Origin of the sequence: Actinoplanes sp. NPDC051411, assembly GCF_040682075.1 — a bacterium.
GTDB lineage: Bacteria > Actinomycetota > Actinomycetes > Mycobacteriales > Micromonosporaceae > Actinoplanes.
Window position 1 is genome coordinate 1 of sequence record NZ_JBFBAD010000174.1, and the last position, 18,521, is coordinate 18,521.

Sequence of the window (18,521 nt, forward strand, 5' to 3'; positions counted from 1 at the left end):
CCGGGGTGCGGGCGCGTAGGAACCGGCCGCCGGATCAGCCCGGCGAGTCGCCCGCGGCGGCGACCGGAGGCTTGCCGTTGATGATGGCCTCCAGTAGCCCGCGGGACACGTGTAGTTCCTCGATCGCGGCGCTGATGCGCCGATGCCGATGCCGATGCCGATGCCGATGCCGATGCCGAGATCCTCACCGTCGGTGACCACGCCGACCTGCTCCATTCGAACCGCCGTGTTGGGGTGCGACATCAGCGACGGAATCCATAGATACTCCGGCGTGAGCGTGCGGTTGCAGAAGACTCGCACGTAGCGTTCGCCGACTCCGGTGAAGAACGCGACCGTGAACGCCGCCTCCACATGGCGGCCGTCCGGCAGTTCGACGCCGCGACGGACCGAAATCGGATCGGTCGATGTCACGCCTGCTGCTCGAACCTGTGCTACCGCCTCGGCGACGTCGTCCGCGTCGAGCGCCACCATGCCGAAGCGCTCGCCGGCCTCGAGCGCATCCCGGAGGTCTCGGTTGAAGGGCGTCGGGCTGACCACCCCGAGCAGTTCCAGGTAGTTGCCTCGAGGGCGATGACGTGATTGCCGGTTCCCATCTCCGCTCCGTGATCGCCGAACGGCGAACAGCGAAGCCCAGCCTGATATAGGTCTCCCGGGCTCTCGCGAAGTCGCGGATCAGGATGCTGCCGTGGTCGAGCCTCTTCAGCTGACCCAAATCGACATCCCCTCTCGATGGTCCGCGAGGCCGTCCGTCCGCGGGCATGTCGACGCACCCGCACCGATCCACATACGAGTTCCGGGACAGGCGCTCGGGTTCAAGTTACCAGTGGTTGGTTACTATCAGTAATGTGAAAGTCAAGCGGCCTGCGGTCACAGGGCAGCAGAGCCCGTATGCGAGCCCCGTCACAGCCGCGCAGTTCCGACCAGTATCGCTGTGTGCAGATCATGCCCACACGTGTGCATGACTCGATCGATCCGGCTCGATTACGCCAATCCGGTCAATCCGGTCCCGGGGATGGCGTCCATATCGGCTCGCAGCAGTACAGACGGGCCGGACTTGTGGTTTGCCCTCAGCACGGCGGCCACCGAGCTGAGTGACTTTCCCTCGCCGATCTCAGAGGTAGGTCTTCAAGCGCCGGCAAGACCGCGGCCTGTGTCGTCGGCCTGGTACGTGTCGCCGTCATATCCGCCCACCCTGCACCGCGCCGTGGGGGTGGTCTCCGGCCGGTTCCGTTAGGCCTCTCGCCGAGGAAACGGATGGGCGGGCCAGCTGACGATGTCGGCTGCATCCGGATGGTTGGCGTCTGGTCTCATGGCCAATGTCTCGACCAGTCTGCGTCAAACCCGATTGCTTTGCGGCGCCACACGATGCGTAAGCGGATCGACCTTGTCCAGTACGCGCTGACCGCGCGCATACTGTTTGTCGCCGGCGTGCCAGCCCTGATTTCTCCAATCCGCGACCAGTGCTCCGTCGACGACCGTCAGCTACCACAGATCAAGATCGTGATGTGAAACGGATTCGCTGTCCTCGGACGAGAGGCTGTGATTCGGCGAACCACCTCGGAATCTCCCGGCCGGTTGCTTTCGCGCCCCTGCCTGACCTGCATCGCGGCAATCGTCGTGACGGTATTCTCGGAGCCCATGAACCGTGGCACCAGCTCCAGGGCGATCGCCGAAACACTCCGGCGCGAACTGGATCAGTACTCGCCAGGCGAGAGGCTGCCGTCGAGCCGCGCCCTGGTGGATCGCTTCGGTGTCAGCCCGGTCACCGTCTCGCAAGCGATCGCCACCCTGGCCGGAGAAGGACTCGTGACGACCCGGCCTGGAGCCGGAGCTTTCCGAGCGGCTCATGAACGGCGGCCCGTCGCCGTGGACACGTCCTGGCAGCAAATCGCTCTCAACGCCAAAGAGCAGCGCGACGAGGCCGGTCCTCGCGTCCTGGACGCCACCGGCGTCATCGCCAGCCTTGCCGCGCCCGTACCTGGAGTGATCGCTTTCAACGGTGGATATCTGCATCCCTCACTGCAACCGGATCAGGCTCTCGCCGCCGCCCTCGGCCGCGCGGCTCGCCGTCCCGGAGCCTGGGAGCGGCCGCCGGTCGAAGGATTGAGCGAGTTGCGTTCGTGGTTCGCGCGAGACATAGGTGCACCCGGCATTGCTCCTTCCCACGTGCTGATCTCCGGCGGGGGCCAGGCCGCACTCACCACAGCGCTGCAAGCTCTCACCGTGCCTGGCGGCGCCCTGTTGGTGGAGTCTCCGACTTACCCAGGAGCGCTGGCGATTGCCCGGGCTGCCGGATTGCGTCCCGTCCCGGTCCCGATGGACGAGGACGGCGTACGGCTTGATCTGCTGGCCGACGCGTTTGCCGCAACGCGTGCCCGTGCCTTGTATTGCCAGCCGCTGTTTCACAACCCTACTGGCATCTCTCTGGGCCTAGAACGGCGCCGCAGGATCGCTGAGGTTGCTCGAGGCGCAGGGGCTTTCATCATCGAGGACGACTACGCTCGCAGGCTCGGTCATGGCGGTCCAGCGGAAGCTCAGCGCCTTCCCGCGCCGCTGCTGGCCCACGACCCTTACGGTGCCGTCGTGCACATTCGCTCGCTGACCAAGCCCACGTCCCCCAGTCTGCGAGTGGCCGGGCTGGTCAGTCGGGGGCCCATGCTCGAGCGGTTGCGGGCGATCCAAGTCGTCAGTGGCTTCTTCGTTCCGCGCCCCTTGCAGGAGGCAGCTCTTGAGCTGGTGAGCTCTCCGGCGTGGGTGCGACACCTGCGGTTCTCCGCAGCTGCGCTCCGCGAGCGACGTGACGCGATGATCGTAGCGCTGAATCGGTGGCTGCCTGACTTGGCGCCAACCGTACGGATCCCGGCCGGCGGTTACCACCTCTGGGCACGTCTACCGGACGGCATGCAGGAGGACATGTTGGCTGCCGTCGCCCTTCGAGCCGGAGTAGCGATCTCCCCGGGGCGACCGTATTTCGCGGCCGAAGCTCCCGGGCCGCACCTGCGGATCAGCTTCGCTGACACGGCCGACCTCGACGAGATTGATGAGGGAGTACGCCGGCTTGCCAAGGCATCGACACGTGGGTGACACGCATATCATGTTTTCGGATGGCATTTCCCATCTCAACGACGCTATCGTCGAAACCCGGCCTGATGGTCGCAGACTTCGGACAAGGACCGTCCCGCCTCGGGAAATGCGCCAAATCGTTCGCCGACGGCCCGCGTCGAGTTAGCGAAGGCCCCTGCCGCGACTCCCCCGATGCCTATCCATGTCAGGGCAGCTGACGCTCGGATAATCGTGTTGTCGGCGACCGCGTGCCCCCACCCGCCAGATGTGGCAGCCAGTTCGCCCGATGGGCGCACTCACCGTCAGCGAACGGAAAGATACGGACAAGACCAGGCAGCAGCCGGCGACCACGTATCGCATGAGGCCCCGGTAGGCGCCGGAAGCCCTGGTGAATGCGCCCGCCCATCAGGTTACTGACGGGTAACTTGACTCTGACACCGTGTGAGGCCCTTTTCTGGCTTGATGCCGTCGTCGAAGCAACACCGCCGCTCGCCCGCCCGGGTCCCCCGAAGCGCCACTGCGTCGGTGGATGCGGCTATGCGAGTTCGGATGGCAGAGACCACCTCTGGTTCGAGCAACGCGATCCATGAAGAAGGGACAACGGTGAACCGAGCCGTCCTTCAACTACTACGCCACCGCATGCACGACGGGAGCACTCCGCAAAATCGCAGCGACGACGCCCGGCTGGTTCTGCTGATCGAGGGCGGCAGTTCACGCGGCGCCTATTCCAGCGGCATGACGATCGCCATCGAGCAGCTGGGGTTACTGCCATTGTTCGACGCTGTGTACGGCAGCTCCGCGGGTGCGTTGAACGCGGCGTGGCTGTTGTGCGGCCGCGCAGAAAGCACTCAGCACGCGTGGTGGGACAAAACCATCATGACGGGAACCATCGCGCCCCTACGGCTTCTACGACGCCAACCGGTCGTCGACACGCGTTTTCTGGTGCACACCGTCTACACCGAGCTCATGCCCATGGGATTCCGGGAGATCCTGGACAATCCTGTCGAGTTCCATCCCATCGCCACCGATGCTCACACAGGCCTGCCCGTCGATCTCCACAGCCGTATCCGCGATCAGGCGAGCCTGCAGTCGGCGCTGCGTGCCTCGACCGCCATGCCGTTTCTCGCCGGTGAACCCGTGGAGATCGGCGGGCGTCGCTACGTTGACGCGGGCATCAGCGAAACCGTCCCGATCGCCACCGCGCTGGCCCAGCACGCCACCCACATCGTTGCTCTGCGGACGAAACGGTCCGATGAAACCACCGCCACTGCCCCGACCCGCGCTGAGCGGATGCTGCTGGGTCGTTGGTTCGCCCGGCACGCTCCCGGTGCCGCCAACCCATGGCGGCACCGGGTGGTGATGCGGGCCGAGGAGGAGCTACTCCTGGCGGCCCACCCGGCCATCGTGCAGATCCGCCCACCGGCCGGCAGCGCTCACATCGGACGCACGGAGCGACGGCCTCATCTGATGCGCTCGGCCGTCGCGACCGGGCGCCAGGCGGCGTGGGACGCGCTCGCCGTCTGCGTCGAACCCGGCCGCTGAGCTCCTGGGAACGACCTCCCTTCCACCCCCACCACCACCGCACAAGGAGCGACGCCATGGACAGGGCCAACGCGGAACCACCCGCCTCACCCCGGCCGGAGCCTGACCCGCGGCTACGTGTCGTCTCCTGGGCGGACCAGGCAGCCTTCAGCTGCGTCGACACCTCCAGCGGGCTGGACTTCCTGCAGGCCATGGCACGTGGTGACATCCCACCGGCGCCGATGATGGCCCTGCTCGGCATGAGCCTGACCTTCGCCGCCGAAGGCGAGACCGTTTTCCGGCTCACCCCGGAGGAATTCCACTACAACCCCGCGTGGTCGCTCCACGGTGGCGTGTACGCATCGATGCTCGATTCAGCAGCCGCCTGTGCGGTCCACACCACGCTCCCCGCCGGAGCGAGGTTCAGCACCCTTGACCTGTCGGTTCGGCTCGTCAAACCCATTGACGCGAGCACCGGGCCGATCACGGCCACCGGCAAGGTCGTCCACGCCGGGCGCCGAGTCGCCCTCGCCGAGGCGCGCCTGCAGAGCGCTGCCGGGAAGCTGCTCGCCACAGCGACCGCCAGTTGCTTCGTCGTCCGGCCGTAAAGACCAACTGCCTGCAGACAAGGAGACGGCAGTGACCGCAGGAGCAACCCCCGCCGGGCACCTCGACCGCGTCAGGCTGGCGGAGGGGACCATCATCTACCGCGCCGCCGGCCCTGCGGACAGCATTCTCCCGCCGGTGGTCTTCGTCCATGGACTACTCGTCGACAACCAGATCTGGAACGGCCTCGCTGACGTGCTCGCAACACGAGGCATCCGCAGTTACGCCCCGGTGTGGCCGCTCGGATCGCACGTCGTGGCGATGAATGCTCACGCGGACCTGACCCCGCGAGGCCTGGCCGCAATCATCAACGCATTCCTTGCCGCGATGTGTCTCAACGACGTGACCCTCGTCGGCAGCGACACCGGCGGCGCCCTGTGCCAGTTCACCATCGACACCGACCACCGCCGGATCGGCCGTCTGGTGTTCACCAACTGCGACGCCTTCGACCGTTTCCCACCCGAGCAATTCACCGGCCTCATCCGCGTCGGTAGCCACCCCTGCCTGCTCAAGCCCTTGCTGGCCGCGCTGCAGCCGACTGCAATACGACACAGCGGGCGAGGCTATGGGCTCATGTTCGCCGGTCGCCCCGACCCAGCGGTCACCCTGAGCTGGATTCTCCCCGGTTTCCGCGACCACGCGATCCGGCGCGACGCGGCCAAACTGATGCGCGCCATGCGGCCGGCCGACCTGCTCGACGTTGCCACCCGCTTGGGCGCCTTCGCGAAGCCCGTTGATGTCGTCTGGGGTGACGCCGACGAATGCTTCCCGCTGAGCATCGGCCAACGGCTGGCCGACGCGTTCCCTCAGGGAAAACTGACCCCGGTCGCGGGCGGCCGCACCTTCATATCCATGGAGTTCCCCGAGCAAGTGGCAGACGTGATCAGCAATGCCCACGACTAAGCAGAACACCACGCGGCCGAAACTTCCCGACGACCTCGAGATCCGGTTGCGCCCCATCCACCCGGACGACGCTCCGGCAATGCTGGAACTGCACTCGCGGATGAGTGAGCGAACCCGGTACCTGCGCTTCTTCTCCTCCTACTCACACGTACCTCAAAGTCACCTGCACCGGTTCGTCAACGTCGACCATGACGACCGCGAGGCATTCGTCGTCCTGCACGATGGGGCTATCGTCGCCGTCGGACGCTATGACCGGCTGACGTCTCGCTCACCGGAGGCCGAAGTGGCCCTCGTGGTCGAGGATGCCTATCAAGGTCGGGGCATCGGCTCGGTGTTGCTCATACATCTCGCCCAAGCTGCGCTCGCCAACGGCATCGCCCACTTCGTCGCAACGATCCTTCCGGAGAACGCAAGCATCCCGCGAATGATCCGCGCGTTCGGCTACGGCGTCGAATCCACCTTCATGGGTGGCCTGGTACAGCTGTCGTTCGCGCTCGCGCCGACCGAGGTCCTCGACCGGTGGAAGGTCACGCCTATGGGGCCTCGATCTGTGGGCGCCCCGGCCTGCCGGGCCGAGCTCACAACCAAGCACTGACTCACCATTCCGCAGAGCACCCATGTGCCGGAGACACCCGAGGTCCATGTGCCGGAAACACCCGAGATCGTCATCGTGACGCCGGTAGACGCACAGGCGGCTGACGCGCAGGCAGCGTCAGCTGAGCGGATCGCCCGGCTCGAAACCGCATACGCACACCCGCTGTACGCCTTCCTGCTCCGGTTGACGCACGGACAACGTGATCTCACCGAAGACCTGCTGCAGGAGACGATGATTCGCGCCTGGCGCAACCTCGACCGGGTGCCCGATGACGAAACCGGCGCACGACGCTGGCTTTTCACGGTGGCGCGACGCATCGCCATCGACGCGGCTCGCATGCGGCAGGCGCGCCCGACAGAGGTGGACCTGAAGGACGCCGATCTCATATCCGCGGCGACCAATCCTACGACTGACACCGCGGTCGCAGCGGAGACCTTGAAGTGCGCGATTCGAGCGTTGACCCGCGAGCAGCGGATGATCCTTAACGAGCTCTATATCCGCGGCAGCTCGGTACAGGAGGCTGCCGAACGGTTGGGCATGCCGGTCGGGACGGTCAAGTCACGCACGTTTCATGCTCTACGGCGATTGCGGGACGCGGTCGGCTGACCTGCGTCGAACCACGGCCTCAGAGGCCGATCGACGGCTCCGCCGGCGGAGTCGTCGCGGCGGCCCTACTGCCGGCCAATCGGCCCTCGGTCACCGCGAGGAGAGCTCCGACGACCGTGACCGACGCCCCGATGATCTGGGCCGTGGTGAACGATTCGCCGAGGAACACCACCGAAGAGGCGGTTCCGAAAACGGGAACCGCGAACATGGTGATCGTGGCCGTGACGGGGCTGACCGACCGCAGTCCACGAAAGTAGAAGAGGTAAGCGACGGCGGTGGGCCCGACCGCAAGGAATACCAGGTTGACCCACACACCGTTCGATATCGAGCTCCAGGACACGTCCGGCAGCTCGGGAGCCGACACCGCGAGCAAGGCGACCGCGCCGACACCTGTGGCATAGGTGGTAGCCCTCAGCGGATCGATACCGCCAAGCACCTTCTTCGAGAGGATGCTGTACGCGGCCCAGCACACAGCTGCGAGCAGGTAGATCAGATCACCCGTCAGACGGGACCCGATCGCCGAGCCGTACGACCGCGTTCCGATGCCGAAGAAGAAGACGATCGCGCCGGCGAGGCCGACCAGAAGACCCACGATCCGCGCCCCGGAAGCTCGCTCGCCGCCGAACGCGAGCAGGACGATGACGGTCACGATAGGGCTCATCACCGGGACAATGACGCTTCCGTCGACAGCGGGTGCGAGCGAGATCGCCCAGAAGAAGAAGAAGTTGTAGGCGAACACGCCTACCAGACCAACGCCGCCGCCCCGGAGAAGATCGGTCCAGGAGAAGCGGGTACGGCCGGGTCGCGCGAAAAGCAGGGTCAGGAGGATCACGGCACCACCGCCGAACCTCATCGTTGCGGCGACATCGTGTGGTACCTGAGCTACCACAACCTTGGAACTCGTGAAGCACCGTGGTGCGGGCGTTCACTACTCGCCCCGCGTCAATCACGGCGGTGAGGGCCCGCGGTGCTGCCGGGACAGCGGCGAACTCATCGGGATTTGGCGTAGCGCGCCGGACTCACTCCGAGCATCCGCTTGAAGTGCCTCGTCAGATGCGCCTGGTCATAGAACCCCGCGTCAGCTGCCGCGGCACCGGCGGGCTGTCCGGACAACAGCAGCCGGGTCATGGCAGCCGGGTCATGGCAGCCCGTTCAGTCGCGCTTGCCGGGCGGCAGCCGTGCTGCCAGCAGCCTTCATCCGGCTGCGCCACGCGCGTCCTCCCAGACCGCGGCCGGGAAGCAACTCGTCGATCACCCGGCGTGCCTCGACCGATCGCGGTCGCGGACCGTTGCTGTTCGGCGAGATGTCGATGGTCGTGTCTCACCGCGTTTCACGCGTCGGGTGGGAACAACATGCAGCTGCTCGTCGCGTGGGCGAGTAGCCGGTTAGTCGAGTCGCGCAGTTCCGCACTCGCGAGGGCGGTGCGCCGGCCACGGTTGATGAGGGTCCCGATGGCTCGCACCGGCGCGACTTCGGTGATCAGGGGTCGCAGGAACTTCACCGACAGATCGAGGCTGGTGTAACGGGTGCCGGCCGGCACGGTGGTGTGCACGGCACTGGCGGCGGCGGTGTCCAACAAGGTTGCGGCGACACCTCCGTGCACCACTCCGATCACGTTGTACAGGTACTCCTCGAGGTCACCGACGAGGACCACACGCCCATAGGCCACCTCTTCCAGCCTGAACCCAAAGGTCGTGGCGATCGGCATGCGCCCGTCCTCGCCCATCAGCAGCAGCTGACGGGTGAACTCCATGCCGTCGAGCTCACGCCCGAGTTTGTCGATTCGTCGCGGGTCCGCCCAGCCGTAGGTCCGTGTTCTGTCGTCCATGCGGTTCGTACTCCGATCTCAGAGGGGATGTGTGCGGTTTGCCCGCTGACAGGTTCCGCCGACTGCTGTCGCCTCCGCTCGCCCTGCTGTCTCACTCGACGCCGGGAAAAGGCGCGTACCGTTACGGAGGGCGGTTGGATTGGCATATATGGCCGGGGAGTCACCCGAGTGACCTCGGAGCTCGGGGATAGTTGGTCGCTATTCCCAGAGGTCGGTGGAAAGGTATTTCAGGCCTGAGTCCGGAATGACCACTGCCACAATAGCGCCCTTCAATTCGCTTTCCAGTAGTTGCAACGCCGCCGCGACGTTGGCGCCGGCCGAGAATCCGGCAAAGATGCCTTCCCGTTTAGCGAGCCGACGAGCGGCAGTTCGGGCCTGCTCCCCGGTGACCTGCAGATAGCCGTCAAGAGGAACGCCCTGCAGATGAGCAAGGTCCGGCCGGCCGAAGCCACCGCCCTGGATGGGGTGGTTGGGTCGGGTCGCGCCTTGCCCGGCCAGCGCGGCCGCGCCTTCCGGTTCAACAGCGAAGCACTTGATCGACGGTCGCCGCTCTTTCAGGGCACGGCTCACCCCGGCCAGACACCCTCCCGTGCCGACGAAGTCCACGAATGCATCGAGGCGTCCGCCTGTCTGCGCCCAGATCTCCTGACCCGTGCCACGGTAATGGGACTCGACGTTGCCGGGGTTGGCAAACTGGTCCGAACGAAAAGCTCCCCGTTGCTCAGTGATTCGCTCGGCCTCCGCCTCAACCAGTCTCATGTCCGCGCCAGACACTTGCCCTGGCACCGAACCCGGCGCTTGGTCCACCAGCACCACCTCGGCTCCGAGAGCGGCGATCATCCGGGCTCGTTCAGCCGAGCTGCCTTTGGAGAGCACTGCAACGAACGGATGACCGGTCACCGCACAGGCGATGGCGAGACCGGCACCGGTGTTCCCGCTGGTCAACTCGACGACGGACTGACCGGGCGCGAGACGGCCGAGAATCTCGGCGTCCTCGATAATACGTTTGGCGACGCGGTCCTTCTTGGAGCCGCCCGGATTGAGGTATTCCAGCTTGGCGACGATCGAGCCGGACAGGACGCCGGTCAGGCGAGAGAGTCGAACCATGGGGGTAGCACCGATGACTTCAAGCACAGAATCCTGTACTGCTATCGGCAAGGGGGCGGTAGCGCTATCGTGCATCCTCATAAACCACAATATCAGGTTGCCTTGCCTGGGCACTTCATGGCTCGGCGACCCCGAGGCGATCATCCCGCACCACAAGCCCCGCGACGGCCGCGAACTACCGGCCGGGAAACAGGACAACAACGGGGTTACCAGACATCCCTTCGGCGGATCGTCGCCGCGGCGGCTGCCCAGGTCGAGCTCGGCCAGACGGTACGGGTTGGCCGGCACGGCGATTTCCGTCCCCGGCGTACAGGTGCTCGTGTTCCGTCGTCGAGGATCCTGCCGGCGACTCACGGCGCGAGTTCCGCTCAGCGGGCGACGACGTGGCCGTCCTCCGGATCGGCATCGAGCTGATGGACACGTCGGCTGCTGCTGGGACGGATGAGGATTGCGGCGACCAGGGCGCTGACGGCGAGGAAGATCGAGCCGGCGAGGAATCCTTGGCGGATGCCCGCGATGAACGTTACGGTGCCGTCGGCGTTGTCGCTGGCGGCACCGTAGACGCTGATAAGCACGGCCAGTCCCACCGCGCCGCCGAGTTGCTGCATCACGTTTACCAGGCCCGAGGCTGCACCGGCATCCTGCGGATCCACACCGGACACCGAGACGTTGGTGAGCACGACGGAGGCGGCGCCGATGCCGATCCCGAACAGGAGCATGGGCCACAGCACGTCGAAGTAGTCGCTGGAAGCGCTGATCGAGGCCAGCCAGAGCATGCCGCCCGTGCACAGCAGCATGCCGACGGTGATGAGCAGCCGGTCCTCGACCTTGCCGACGAGACGTTTGGAGCTGATCGTTACGGCGATAACCAGGAACAGCGTGAGGGGGATGAACGCGAGTCCGGCCCGGATGGGGCTGTAGCGCAACACGTTCTGGAGGAACTGGGTCAGGAAAAAGAACACGCCGGTCATGCCGGCGAACTGGCAGATGCGGGCGATGTAGGAGCTGACCCGATTACGGTCGGCGAACAGCCACAATGGCGCGATGGGTGCAGAGGCGCGCACTTCGACGGCGACGAACCCGGCGAGCAACACGGCGCCGGTTACGAATGATGCTATGGCCGCGGTGTCGCGCCAGCCGTCGGAGGCGACGCGGACGAAGGCGTACACGAGGGCGGTCATGCCGAGGGTCGACGTCAGCGCTCCGGCGAAGTCGAACCTGCCGGGTCGCCGTGATGTCTCCGGCACGGTGACCAAGCCGGTAAGCACAGCGGCGAGACCGACCGGCACGTTTACGAACATCACCCAGCGCCAGGACACCCACTGGGTCAGCATGCCGCCGGCAATGAGGCCGAGCGCGCCTCCGCCGATCGACATGGTGGTGTACAGCGCGATGGCGCGGACCCGTCTCGGCCCTTCCGGAAACATGGTCATCAGCAGAGCGAGCGCTGAGGGCGACGCGAGGGCGGCGCCCACTCCCTGCAGAGCGCGTGCCGTCAGCATGGTGGCGGGATTGGCGGCGAGACCGCCGACGAAGGATCCCACGGTGAACAGTGCCAGCCCGCCGAGCAGCGAGCGACGCCGACCGATGATGTCGCCCGCTCGGGCGCCGAGAAGCAGGAGCCCACCGAAGGCCAGGGTGTACGCGTTGATGACCCATGACAGGTTGGTGGTGGAAAAACCCAGCGCGGCCTGCATGCTGGGCAGTGCGATGTTCACGATGGTCGCGTCGAGGGTCACCATCAGTTGACAGGACAGGATGACGACGAGCGCGGTCCCGGCATGGCGTGTCGTCGTGCTTACTGACATCGAAGTTTCTCCATGAGACAGATGCCCCGCGGCGCGGATGGCTTACCGGCGGACGACATACGGGGGCATCCCCCGTTTTGCCAAGATGGGGAGCTGTCTTCGTTTATGCTTGGTCGCGTGCCGTCCACCACCCCGCGCCGCGTGCGCCGAGATGTCGTGCGCAACCGTGAAGCGCTCCTGGTCAGCGCCGCCGACGCCTTCGCCCGCCACGGCGTAGACGCCTCCCTGGAGGACATCGCCCAGCGGGCCGGCGTGGGCAGCGCGACGCTCTACCGGCACTTCCCCACCCGCGACGACCTGGTCGCCGGCGTGTACCGCCGCCGAGTCGAAGATGTCTGCGCCGAGGTGGACACTCTGCTCACCGACCTGCCGGCCGACCAGGCGCTCGAGCGCTGGATGCAGGGCCTGGTCAACTTCGTCTTCACCAAACGAGGCATGGCAGCGGCGATACGCGGAGCGGTGCATCAATCCGAGCCTTTCAAACCGACCCGTACCGTGATGCTGGACGCCCTGGCCCGTTTGATCGAGACGGGTGTCGAACAGGGCCTGCTGCGAGCCGACGCGAGCGCCGAGGCCGCGATGAAAGCGCTGAGCGCCTTCTGCCTGCTCGACGAGGCCGACGACCGCTTGGTCGAGATCCTGGTCGACGGCCTGAGATATCGGGCCGGGGCTCCGCAGTGAGCGTGTAGGAGAGAGGAGTTTGTTTGCGGACGGTGCGGCTCGGTCCGCCGAGGAACTACTCGACAGGACCCAGAGGGGCCATGGCCGCATCGAGCGTCTCCGAGAACGGACGGGCTCGGTCACTGGCGACCCAGACGTTCTTCGCGGCGATCAAGCAGGCCAGTGCGGCACCGGCGACCGCTGAGGGACGCGGGTCGCCGGTGGAGAGTGCTCCCATCCGCTGCGCGATCGGCTCGGCCAGTTCGCTCTGCACGCGAGCCATCCGCTCCAGCTCACCGGCACTGAGCGCCGAGTTTTCCTGGATCACCTTCTCCAGGGCGAGCATGTGCGAAAGCTGGGCCGGGTCCCCGAAATAATGGACCACGACATCGAAGGTACGTCGCAGCGACGCCCAGACCGGCTCGTCCGGCGGCCGGGCGGTGAACGCCTGGACAAGCCGCTCGCCCCAGACGTCGTATTTTCCTAGTACCAGGTCTTCCTTCGATGCGAAGTAACGGAAAAAAGTCCGTTTCGAAATGCCCGCCGCTGACATCAGGTCGTCGAGCGTGGTGCTGTGGTAGCCCTTGGCCGCGAACAGCTCCTGCGCAAGCAAGGCCAGCTCAACCCGCATCGCGCTACGAGCACGCTCACGTATGGGGACCGGTTTAGGCAGCTGCACTACCGCACAATACTCTTCGCCGCTTGCCACTCAGTGGCATTTCTGGCATAAGGTGGCACTCGTTCCTCCGCCCACCTACTCGCCGGAGACATCGATGGACAACGCATGGACCGAGCACGACATCCCCCGACAGCATGGGCGCACTGCTCTTGTCACCGGCGCGAACACGGGTCTCGGCTTCGAGGCGGCCCGCATGCTCGCCGAACACGGCGCCCGCGTCGTGCTGGCGGTACGAGACGTCGAAAAGGGCAAACAGGCGGCCGCCCGCATCGCCCGAGCTGCACCAGGCGCCGACCTCACCGTTCAACAGCTGGATCTTGGTTCGCTCGAATCCGTCCGCGAGGCATCCGCCGAGATCCGCACGGCACATCCCACGCTCGATCTCATCATCAACAACGCCGGGGTCGCGTACACCGATCGACAGAAGACCAAGGATGGATTCGACCTACAGTTCGGCGTCAATCATCTCGGCCACTTCGCACTCACCGGGCTGCTGCTTGATCTGCTGCTGCCAGTGCCTGGATCGCGCGTCGTCACGATCAGTAGCTACGGCCACAAAATTCAGGCGGACATCCACTTCGCCGACCCTCAGTTCGAACGCTCGTACAGCCGCGCCGCGTCCTACGGACAATCGAAACTGGCCAACCTGATGTTCACCTACGAACTGCAACGACGCCTCACCGAGCAGCACAGCACGACCATTGCCGTCGCGGCGCATCCCGGCAACGCCTCGACCGAGCTCGTCCGATACCTGCCCGCCTTCGCGCGCATGTCAATCACCGTCCTCAAGCCTCTGATCAACCAGAGCGCCGCCATGGGAGCCCTACCGACGCTGCGGGCAGCGACCGACCCGGCCGTACGCGGCGGCCAGTACTACGGACCCAGCCGTCTCGCCGAGACTCGCGGATATCCCAAGCTCGTCAGTTCCAGCGCCAAATCCCGCGACAAGGCCGTCCAGCAGCGCCTGTGGGCTCTCTCGGAACAGCTCACCGGCGTAACCTTCCCGGTCTGACGACGCCCGGCGATCGCCGCCGTCAACCACCACTGAATCACCGTGGTCCGGCCGAGGATCCGGATCGACGGCTCGGCCTCGGAACTGACCACGAAGTCGCCGTTCGGGAGCACGGCCGTGACGACTAGGTCGCGGTCGTGGTGACGGCTACCTGCAGTTCGGTGATCCAGTTGTCGAAATCGCCGGGCGGGCACTCGACGAAGATCTCGCGGGCGAAGCCCGGACCGACCGGCCGGTAGCCGTTGTCGTCGATCCACGTGGCGAGCTTCTGCACGGTGCCCATGGCCTCCATCATGTTGCCCTCGTGCAGGACGGTCGCCACCGACCCGAGTGCGGGCAGGTTGATGAGGTCGAAACCGAGGTCGTCGCCCTCGGCGCTCGAGGCGACCGGGAACGCGGCGTGCACGTTGATCGTCTCGTCCTCGGGGCCGGTCGGCGCGGGTTCGTAGTACGCGAGCGGCGAGCCGGCTGCGAAGATGCCGTGTTCGAGCATCAGCTGGAGCAGTCGCGGGTAGAGCGGGCTGAGACTCCGTTCGATCGAAACGGTGTCGTCATAGCGCGGAGCCGTGCTCGTGAGCCGCGCTACCCGCATCGCCCGCGCGCTCTTGAGGATGACGTCGCCGGTGTCCATGTGGCCCTCGGTCTCGATCAGCCGGAGCCGGGCGTCGACCTGGGTCAGGCGGGCGGCGTCGGCCTCGACCTGGGCGGCCAGTTCGGTTCGGCGCAGCCGGAGCATGCCACGTAGCTCGGTCGATTCGATCTTGTCTTCGATCATGGCCTTCACCTGTTGGAGGGTGAAGCCGAGGTCTTTGAGGGCGATGACCCGGTTGAGCACCCGCAGCTGGGCCGCGGTGTAGTAGCGGTAGCCGCTGTGCGGGTCGACGTGGGCGGGGCGGATCAGGCCGATGGTGTCGTAGTGACGCAGCATCCGCACCGACACCCGGCCGAGGCCGGCGAAGTCTCCGATGGTGAACATGGTGGCTCCACTATCGGGCCTGACATCCCCTCCGAGGGCGACATCGCCCCTCAACCAGTGGTCGCACCAGGGCAAGTCCCTGGGTCAGCCGGCGCGGACGGCATCACATTTGGTGGTGGACGCCCGGTCCGGGCAGGGAGGTGCGGTCATGTCCTGGAGGTCACTCATGCGATGCCTGATCGGTGTCCTGGCGGAAGCGGGCATGGCCGACGAGTGGGGCTGGGTTCCCACGGATCCACGGCTCCTAGAGCCTCCGGCTCCGGCGGTGCGTGATGCCGATGACGCCGCCGTACGGGCCATGTTCGATGACATCGTCAGGCACCTCGACGACGGAGCGTGAAAGGAGATCCGTCTCATGGATCTGACCCTGGTCCTGATCGGGCTTGTGGGCGGGGTGATTACCGGCCTGTCGCCGTGCATCCTGCCGGTGCTGCCGGTGGTCTTCTTGTCCGGCGGCGGTCGTCGGCGACCCTACCTGGTCGTCGCCGGCCTGGTGACCGGTTTCAGCCTGCTGACCCTGGCCGGTGCGGCTGTCCTGGCCACGCTGCCGATTCCGCATGGTGCTGTCCGCTGGGCCGGGCTGGCCGCGTTGTTGCTACTTGGGCTGGGACTGATGGTTCCTCGCGTCGGCGAGCTCCTGGAGGCCCCGTTCACCCGGATCCCGCAGCGCAACGTCGAACCCGACCGAGGTGGGTTCCTGCTCGGCCTGGTGCTCGGTGTGGTCTACGCACCGTGCGCCGGGCCGGTGCTGGCCGCGATCACGGTGGCCGGCGCGACCGGCACCGTCGGCGCCGGGACGATCGTGCTGACCGCGGGATTCGCGGTCGGTACCGCGGCGACCCTCATATAACGATCGGCGAGGGTGGCTACGGCGGGACCGGAAACCTGATCCGGTCGCTGCTTCCCATGCCGCAAAAGCGATAGGCCGGCTCCGGGCGGAACCGGCTCGACCTTCTATTGCTGTCTCTTCGCCCCGGGGAGCAGGAACGCGGTCAGGGCGCTCACGACGACGATCAGTCCACCGACGAAGACCCCAGGCTTCTCACCGTCCACGAACGACTGCGGTGACGCGTATGAACCGAAGGTGCTGAAGATGGAGGCCGCGACGGCCACACCTCCCGCGATTCCGGCCTGCCGGATCGTGTTGTTCACTCCGGCGGCGATACCCCGTCCCGGCGGGGGAACGCTGGCCAGAGCGAGACTGCTGATCGGGGCGAGGGTCAGGGCGGTGCCGATGCCGGCGATCACCTCAGGCACGACGAGGCTCGAGTAGGCGATGTCGGTCCGGCTGTCCACAGCGAAGAGGAGCAGCGCCACGGCGAACAGGACCTGTCCGACTGCGATCAGCCGGCGAGGGCCGATGCGATCGCCGAAGTGCCCGGCCAGTGGAGCGACAACGATGGGCATCGCGGTCCAGGGAAGACTGCGTAGCCCAGCTCCCAGTGGGCTGTAGCCCTGTGCCACCTGGAAGAACTGCGTCTGGAGGAAAATCGCTGCCGCCAGGCCGGCGTTGAACGTCAGAGTAACCACGTTGACCAGGCTGAACCCCCGCGAGCGAAACAGGAACAGCGGCAACATCGGCGTGCGGCTGAAGGCCTGCGACGCAACGAATCCGACGAGCAACAGACCACCCGCAACGAGTTTTCCCAGCACGGGCAGTGAGCCCCAGCCGTCGTCAGGACCGCTCACGACCCCCCAGATGGTCAGCAGTAGGCCGCTTGCCGAGAGCAGGACACCCAGCGGGTCCAGCCGGTGGCGCTCGCCCCGCGACTCGGGAAGCACGACCGCTGCGATCACTACGGCCACGATGCCGATCGGCACGTTGAGCCAGAAGATGTAGTGCCAGTGCAGGTGGTCGACGACGGCGCCACCCACCAGCGGGCCGATCGCAACTCCCAAGCCGTAGATGCCGCCCCAGATGCCGACCGCCGACGTACGTGCCTTCGCCGGCACCGAATGCGACAGCAGGGTGAGTGACAGCGGAATCACCGCGGCGCCGCCCAGGCCCTGGACAGCCCGGGCGAGGTTCAGTTGCCAGGTGGTGGTGGACAACGCACACGCGGCCGAGGCGGCGGTGAACAGCACGATGCCGGCGAGGAACAGGCGCCGCCGTCCCAGCCGGTCGCCCCACGCTGCCGCGGTCAGCAGAAACGCGGCGAACGGAAGGGTATATGCGTTGAGCACCCACTGCAGGTCAGGAGTCGACGCATTCAGGTCCGCCCGGACGGCCGGCAGAGCGGTACTCACGACGAGGGTGTCCAACGACGCCATGAAAGTGGGAATCCCCACGGCGATGAGGATCCCACTCAGCGATCGGGTGCGTGTCGGTGGCGCGGCGACTGCGGTTGACATCAGATCGGCTTCCTTTGAAAAGTGCCATCGGCACCGTCCGGCATCCGGGTGTGGCGCGAGGGCCTGTACTTGCGGGAGCGGCCGTGCCGGTTCGGCGTAAGCGACGGCATTGCGTAGCTGGCGCAGGGCGTGAACGTGCGCGACTTGACTGTTCCGACCGGCATGCCAGGCTCGGATCTTCCAGCGAAGCGATTCGCTCGTCCGACGAAGTCGCCTGCGCCGTCGCTGAGCGCCGCTCGGGCAAGGTGGCTCTGCAGGCGTGCCTCGGCGAAGGTGACCATGGCGACGGTGATGCCGCTGGGTCGGGGGTGGCATGAAGCCACGAAAGGACCTGACACGATGTCAGGGTCAAGTTACCGACCAGTAATAGACGCCGAATGTGGCCAACACCGCATCAGCGAACCCGCGCACCGGGCACGCCGTCGTCATGAGCACGAAGCACGCGTACAGGAAGACTGGAGTGCTGCCATGCGTACGATGCCATTCGCGCCCCTCGCCCTGGTCGCCGCGTTCGATCTCGCCTTCGGGTCGACCTGCGGTGACGAGAAGTGCGTCGCCGACGCCACGACGATCATCACCACTCACCCGGAACCGCCGCACGCCGCACGCTGGGCGCAGCTGCGCGACGGTAACTCGGCGTCGCCCGCCCGCATTCAGGTCACTTCGTACCGGCCGCGCGCCCGCCCGCCCGCCGGGGCGGCGCACGGGCGCGGGACCCGGAGCCGGCCGTCCCCCCCCCCCCCCCGCCCACCCCCCCCCCCCCCCCCCCCCGGCCCCCCCCCGCCCCCCCCCCCCCCCCCCCCC

The 18,521-nt window shown here is 66.5% G+C and carries 19 protein-coding genes and 2 pseudogenes; 10 read left to right on the plus strand and 11 right to left on the minus strand.

The window, feature by feature from the left end; translation table 11 throughout:
- Positions 1 to 642: VOC family protein (locus AB0M88_RS48135; protein ID WP_364114166.1), on the minus strand; the 642-nt coding region annotated here is incomplete at its 3' end.
- A 723-nt stretch (positions 643 to 1,365) separates the two neighbouring features.
- Here AB0M88_RS48135 and AB0M88_RS48140 point away from each other — a divergent pair.
- From AB0M88_RS48140 to AB0M88_RS48170, 7 genes and pseudogenes are all read left to right on the plus strand, one after another.
- A complete protein-coding gene (locus AB0M88_RS48140) occupies positions 1,366 to 1,509 on the plus strand; it encodes a hypothetical protein (protein ID WP_364114132.1) in 144 nt (47 codons plus the stop codon).
- 129 nt (positions 1,510 to 1,638) lie between these two features.
- Complete coding sequence (locus tag AB0M88_RS48145) at positions 1,639 to 3,084, plus strand: PLP-dependent aminotransferase family protein (protein WP_364114134.1); 1,446 nt, start codon at positions 1,639 to 1,641, stop codon at positions 3,082 to 3,084.
- Positions 3,085 to 3,612: 528 nt separating this feature from the next.
- Positions 3,613 to 4,605 (plus strand): patatin family protein, encoded by a 993-nt coding sequence (locus AB0M88_RS48150; RefSeq protein WP_364114136.1) that lies wholly within the window; start codon positions 3,613 to 3,615, stop codon positions 4,603 to 4,605.
- Between the two features lie 56 nt (positions 4,606 to 4,661).
- Positions 4,662 to 5,192, plus strand: coding sequence for a PaaI family thioesterase (locus AB0M88_RS48155; protein ID WP_364114138.1), 531 nt, complete (start codon positions 4,662 to 4,664; stop codon positions 5,190 to 5,192).
- A gap of 31 nt (positions 5,193 to 5,223) precedes the next feature.
- Entirely contained in the window at positions 5,224 to 6,093 is an 870-nt protein-coding gene (locus tag AB0M88_RS48160; RefSeq protein WP_364114140.1) for an alpha/beta hydrolase, read from the plus strand.
- Positions 6,080 to 6,601: pseudogene (locus AB0M88_RS48165) on the plus strand (GNAT family N-acetyltransferase); the annotation flags it as partial. The gene AB0M88_RS48160 and the pseudogene AB0M88_RS48165, both read left to right, overlap by 14 nt.
- A 111-nt stretch (positions 6,602 to 6,712) precedes the next feature.
- A complete protein-coding gene (locus AB0M88_RS48170; RefSeq protein ID WP_364114142.1) occupies positions 6,713 to 7,294 on the plus strand; it encodes a sigma-70 family RNA polymerase sigma factor in 582 nt (193 codons plus the stop codon).
- 19 nt (positions 7,295 to 7,313) lie between these two features.
- Here the strand turns inward: AB0M88_RS48170 and AB0M88_RS48175 are convergent, their stop codons facing one another.
- The 6 genes and pseudogenes from AB0M88_RS48175 to AB0M88_RS48200 all read right to left on the minus strand — a co-directional run bounded on the left by AB0M88_RS48175 (position 7,314) and on the right by AB0M88_RS48200 (position 12,038).
- Positions 7,314 to 7,877, minus strand: a complete 564-nt coding sequence (locus tag AB0M88_RS48175; RefSeq protein WP_364114168.1) for a DMT family transporter — start codon at positions 7,875 to 7,877, stop codon at positions 7,314 to 7,316.
- A pseudogene (locus AB0M88_RS48180) lies at positions 7,857 to 8,189 on the minus strand (EamA family transporter); the annotation flags it as partial. The gene AB0M88_RS48175 and the pseudogene AB0M88_RS48180, both read right to left, overlap by 21 nt.
- A 95-nt stretch (positions 8,190 to 8,284) precedes the next feature.
- Complete coding sequence (locus AB0M88_RS48185) at positions 8,285 to 8,422, minus strand: helix-turn-helix domain-containing protein (RefSeq protein ID WP_364114144.1); 138 nt, start codon at positions 8,420 to 8,422, stop codon at positions 8,285 to 8,287.
- Positions 8,423 to 8,625: 203 nt separating this feature from the next.
- Complete coding sequence (locus tag AB0M88_RS48190) at positions 8,626 to 9,048, minus strand: PaaI family thioesterase (RefSeq protein WP_364114146.1); 423 nt, start codon at positions 9,046 to 9,048, stop codon at positions 8,626 to 8,628.
- 273 nt (positions 9,049 to 9,321) lie between these two features.
- On the minus strand, positions 9,322 to 10,518 hold the full coding sequence (locus AB0M88_RS48195; RefSeq protein WP_364114148.1) for a cysteine synthase family protein: 1,197 nt from the start codon (positions 10,516 to 10,518) through the stop codon (positions 9,322 to 9,324).
- 80 nt (positions 10,519 to 10,598) lie between these two features.
- The gene (locus AB0M88_RS48200) at positions 10,599 to 12,038 is read right to left on the minus strand and encodes an MFS transporter (protein ID WP_364114150.1); all 1,440 of its coding nucleotides are present in this window, start codon (positions 12,036 to 12,038) and stop codon (positions 10,599 to 10,601) included.
- Positions 12,039 to 12,155: 117 nt separating this feature from the next.
- On the opposite strand from AB0M88_RS48200, the gene AB0M88_RS48205 reads away from it, so the two are divergent.
- Positions 12,156 to 12,719, plus strand: coding sequence for a TetR/AcrR family transcriptional regulator (locus AB0M88_RS48205; RefSeq protein WP_364114152.1), 564 nt, complete (start codon positions 12,156 to 12,158; stop codon positions 12,717 to 12,719).
- 55 nt (positions 12,720 to 12,774) lie between these two features.
- On the opposite strand, the gene AB0M88_RS48210 is transcribed toward AB0M88_RS48205, so the two are convergent.
- Entirely contained in the window at positions 12,775 to 13,329 is a 555-nt protein-coding gene (locus tag AB0M88_RS48210; protein ID WP_364114154.1) for a TetR family transcriptional regulator, read from the minus strand.
- 142 nt (positions 13,330 to 13,471) lie between these two features.
- On the opposite strand from AB0M88_RS48210, the gene AB0M88_RS48215 reads away from it, so the two are divergent.
- Positions 13,472 to 14,389 carry an SDR family NAD(P)-dependent oxidoreductase gene (locus AB0M88_RS48215; RefSeq protein ID WP_364114156.1) on the plus strand — a complete coding sequence of 306 codons (918 nt, stop codon included), beginning with the start codon at positions 13,472 to 13,474 and terminating at the stop codon, positions 14,387 to 14,389.
- Positions 14,390 to 14,513: 124 nt separating this feature from the next.
- On the opposite strand, the gene AB0M88_RS48220 is transcribed toward AB0M88_RS48215, so the two are convergent.
- Complete coding sequence (locus tag AB0M88_RS48220) at positions 14,514 to 15,365, minus strand: MerR family transcriptional regulator (RefSeq protein WP_364114158.1); 852 nt, start codon at positions 15,363 to 15,365, stop codon at positions 14,514 to 14,516.
- Positions 15,366 to 15,720: 355 nt separating this feature from the next.
- Here AB0M88_RS48220 and AB0M88_RS48225 point away from each other — a divergent pair, with 355 nt between their 5' ends.
- A complete protein-coding gene (locus tag AB0M88_RS48225; protein WP_364114160.1) occupies positions 15,721 to 16,215 on the plus strand; it encodes a cytochrome c biogenesis protein CcdA in 495 nt (164 codons plus the stop codon).
- 104 nt (positions 16,216 to 16,319) lie between these two features.
- Here the strand turns inward: AB0M88_RS48225 and AB0M88_RS48230 are convergent, their stop codons facing one another.
- Positions 16,320 to 17,717, minus strand: coding sequence for an MFS transporter (locus tag AB0M88_RS48230; RefSeq protein WP_364114162.1), 1,398 nt, complete (start codon positions 17,715 to 17,717; stop codon positions 16,320 to 16,322).
- A 348-nt stretch (positions 17,718 to 18,065) separates the two neighbouring features.
- Positions 18,066 to 18,302: a hypothetical protein gene (locus AB0M88_RS48235; protein WP_364114164.1), complete on the minus strand. Its 237-nt coding sequence runs from the start codon at positions 18,300 to 18,302 to the stop codon at positions 18,066 to 18,068.
- Positions 18,303 to 18,521: the final 219 nt, after the last annotated feature.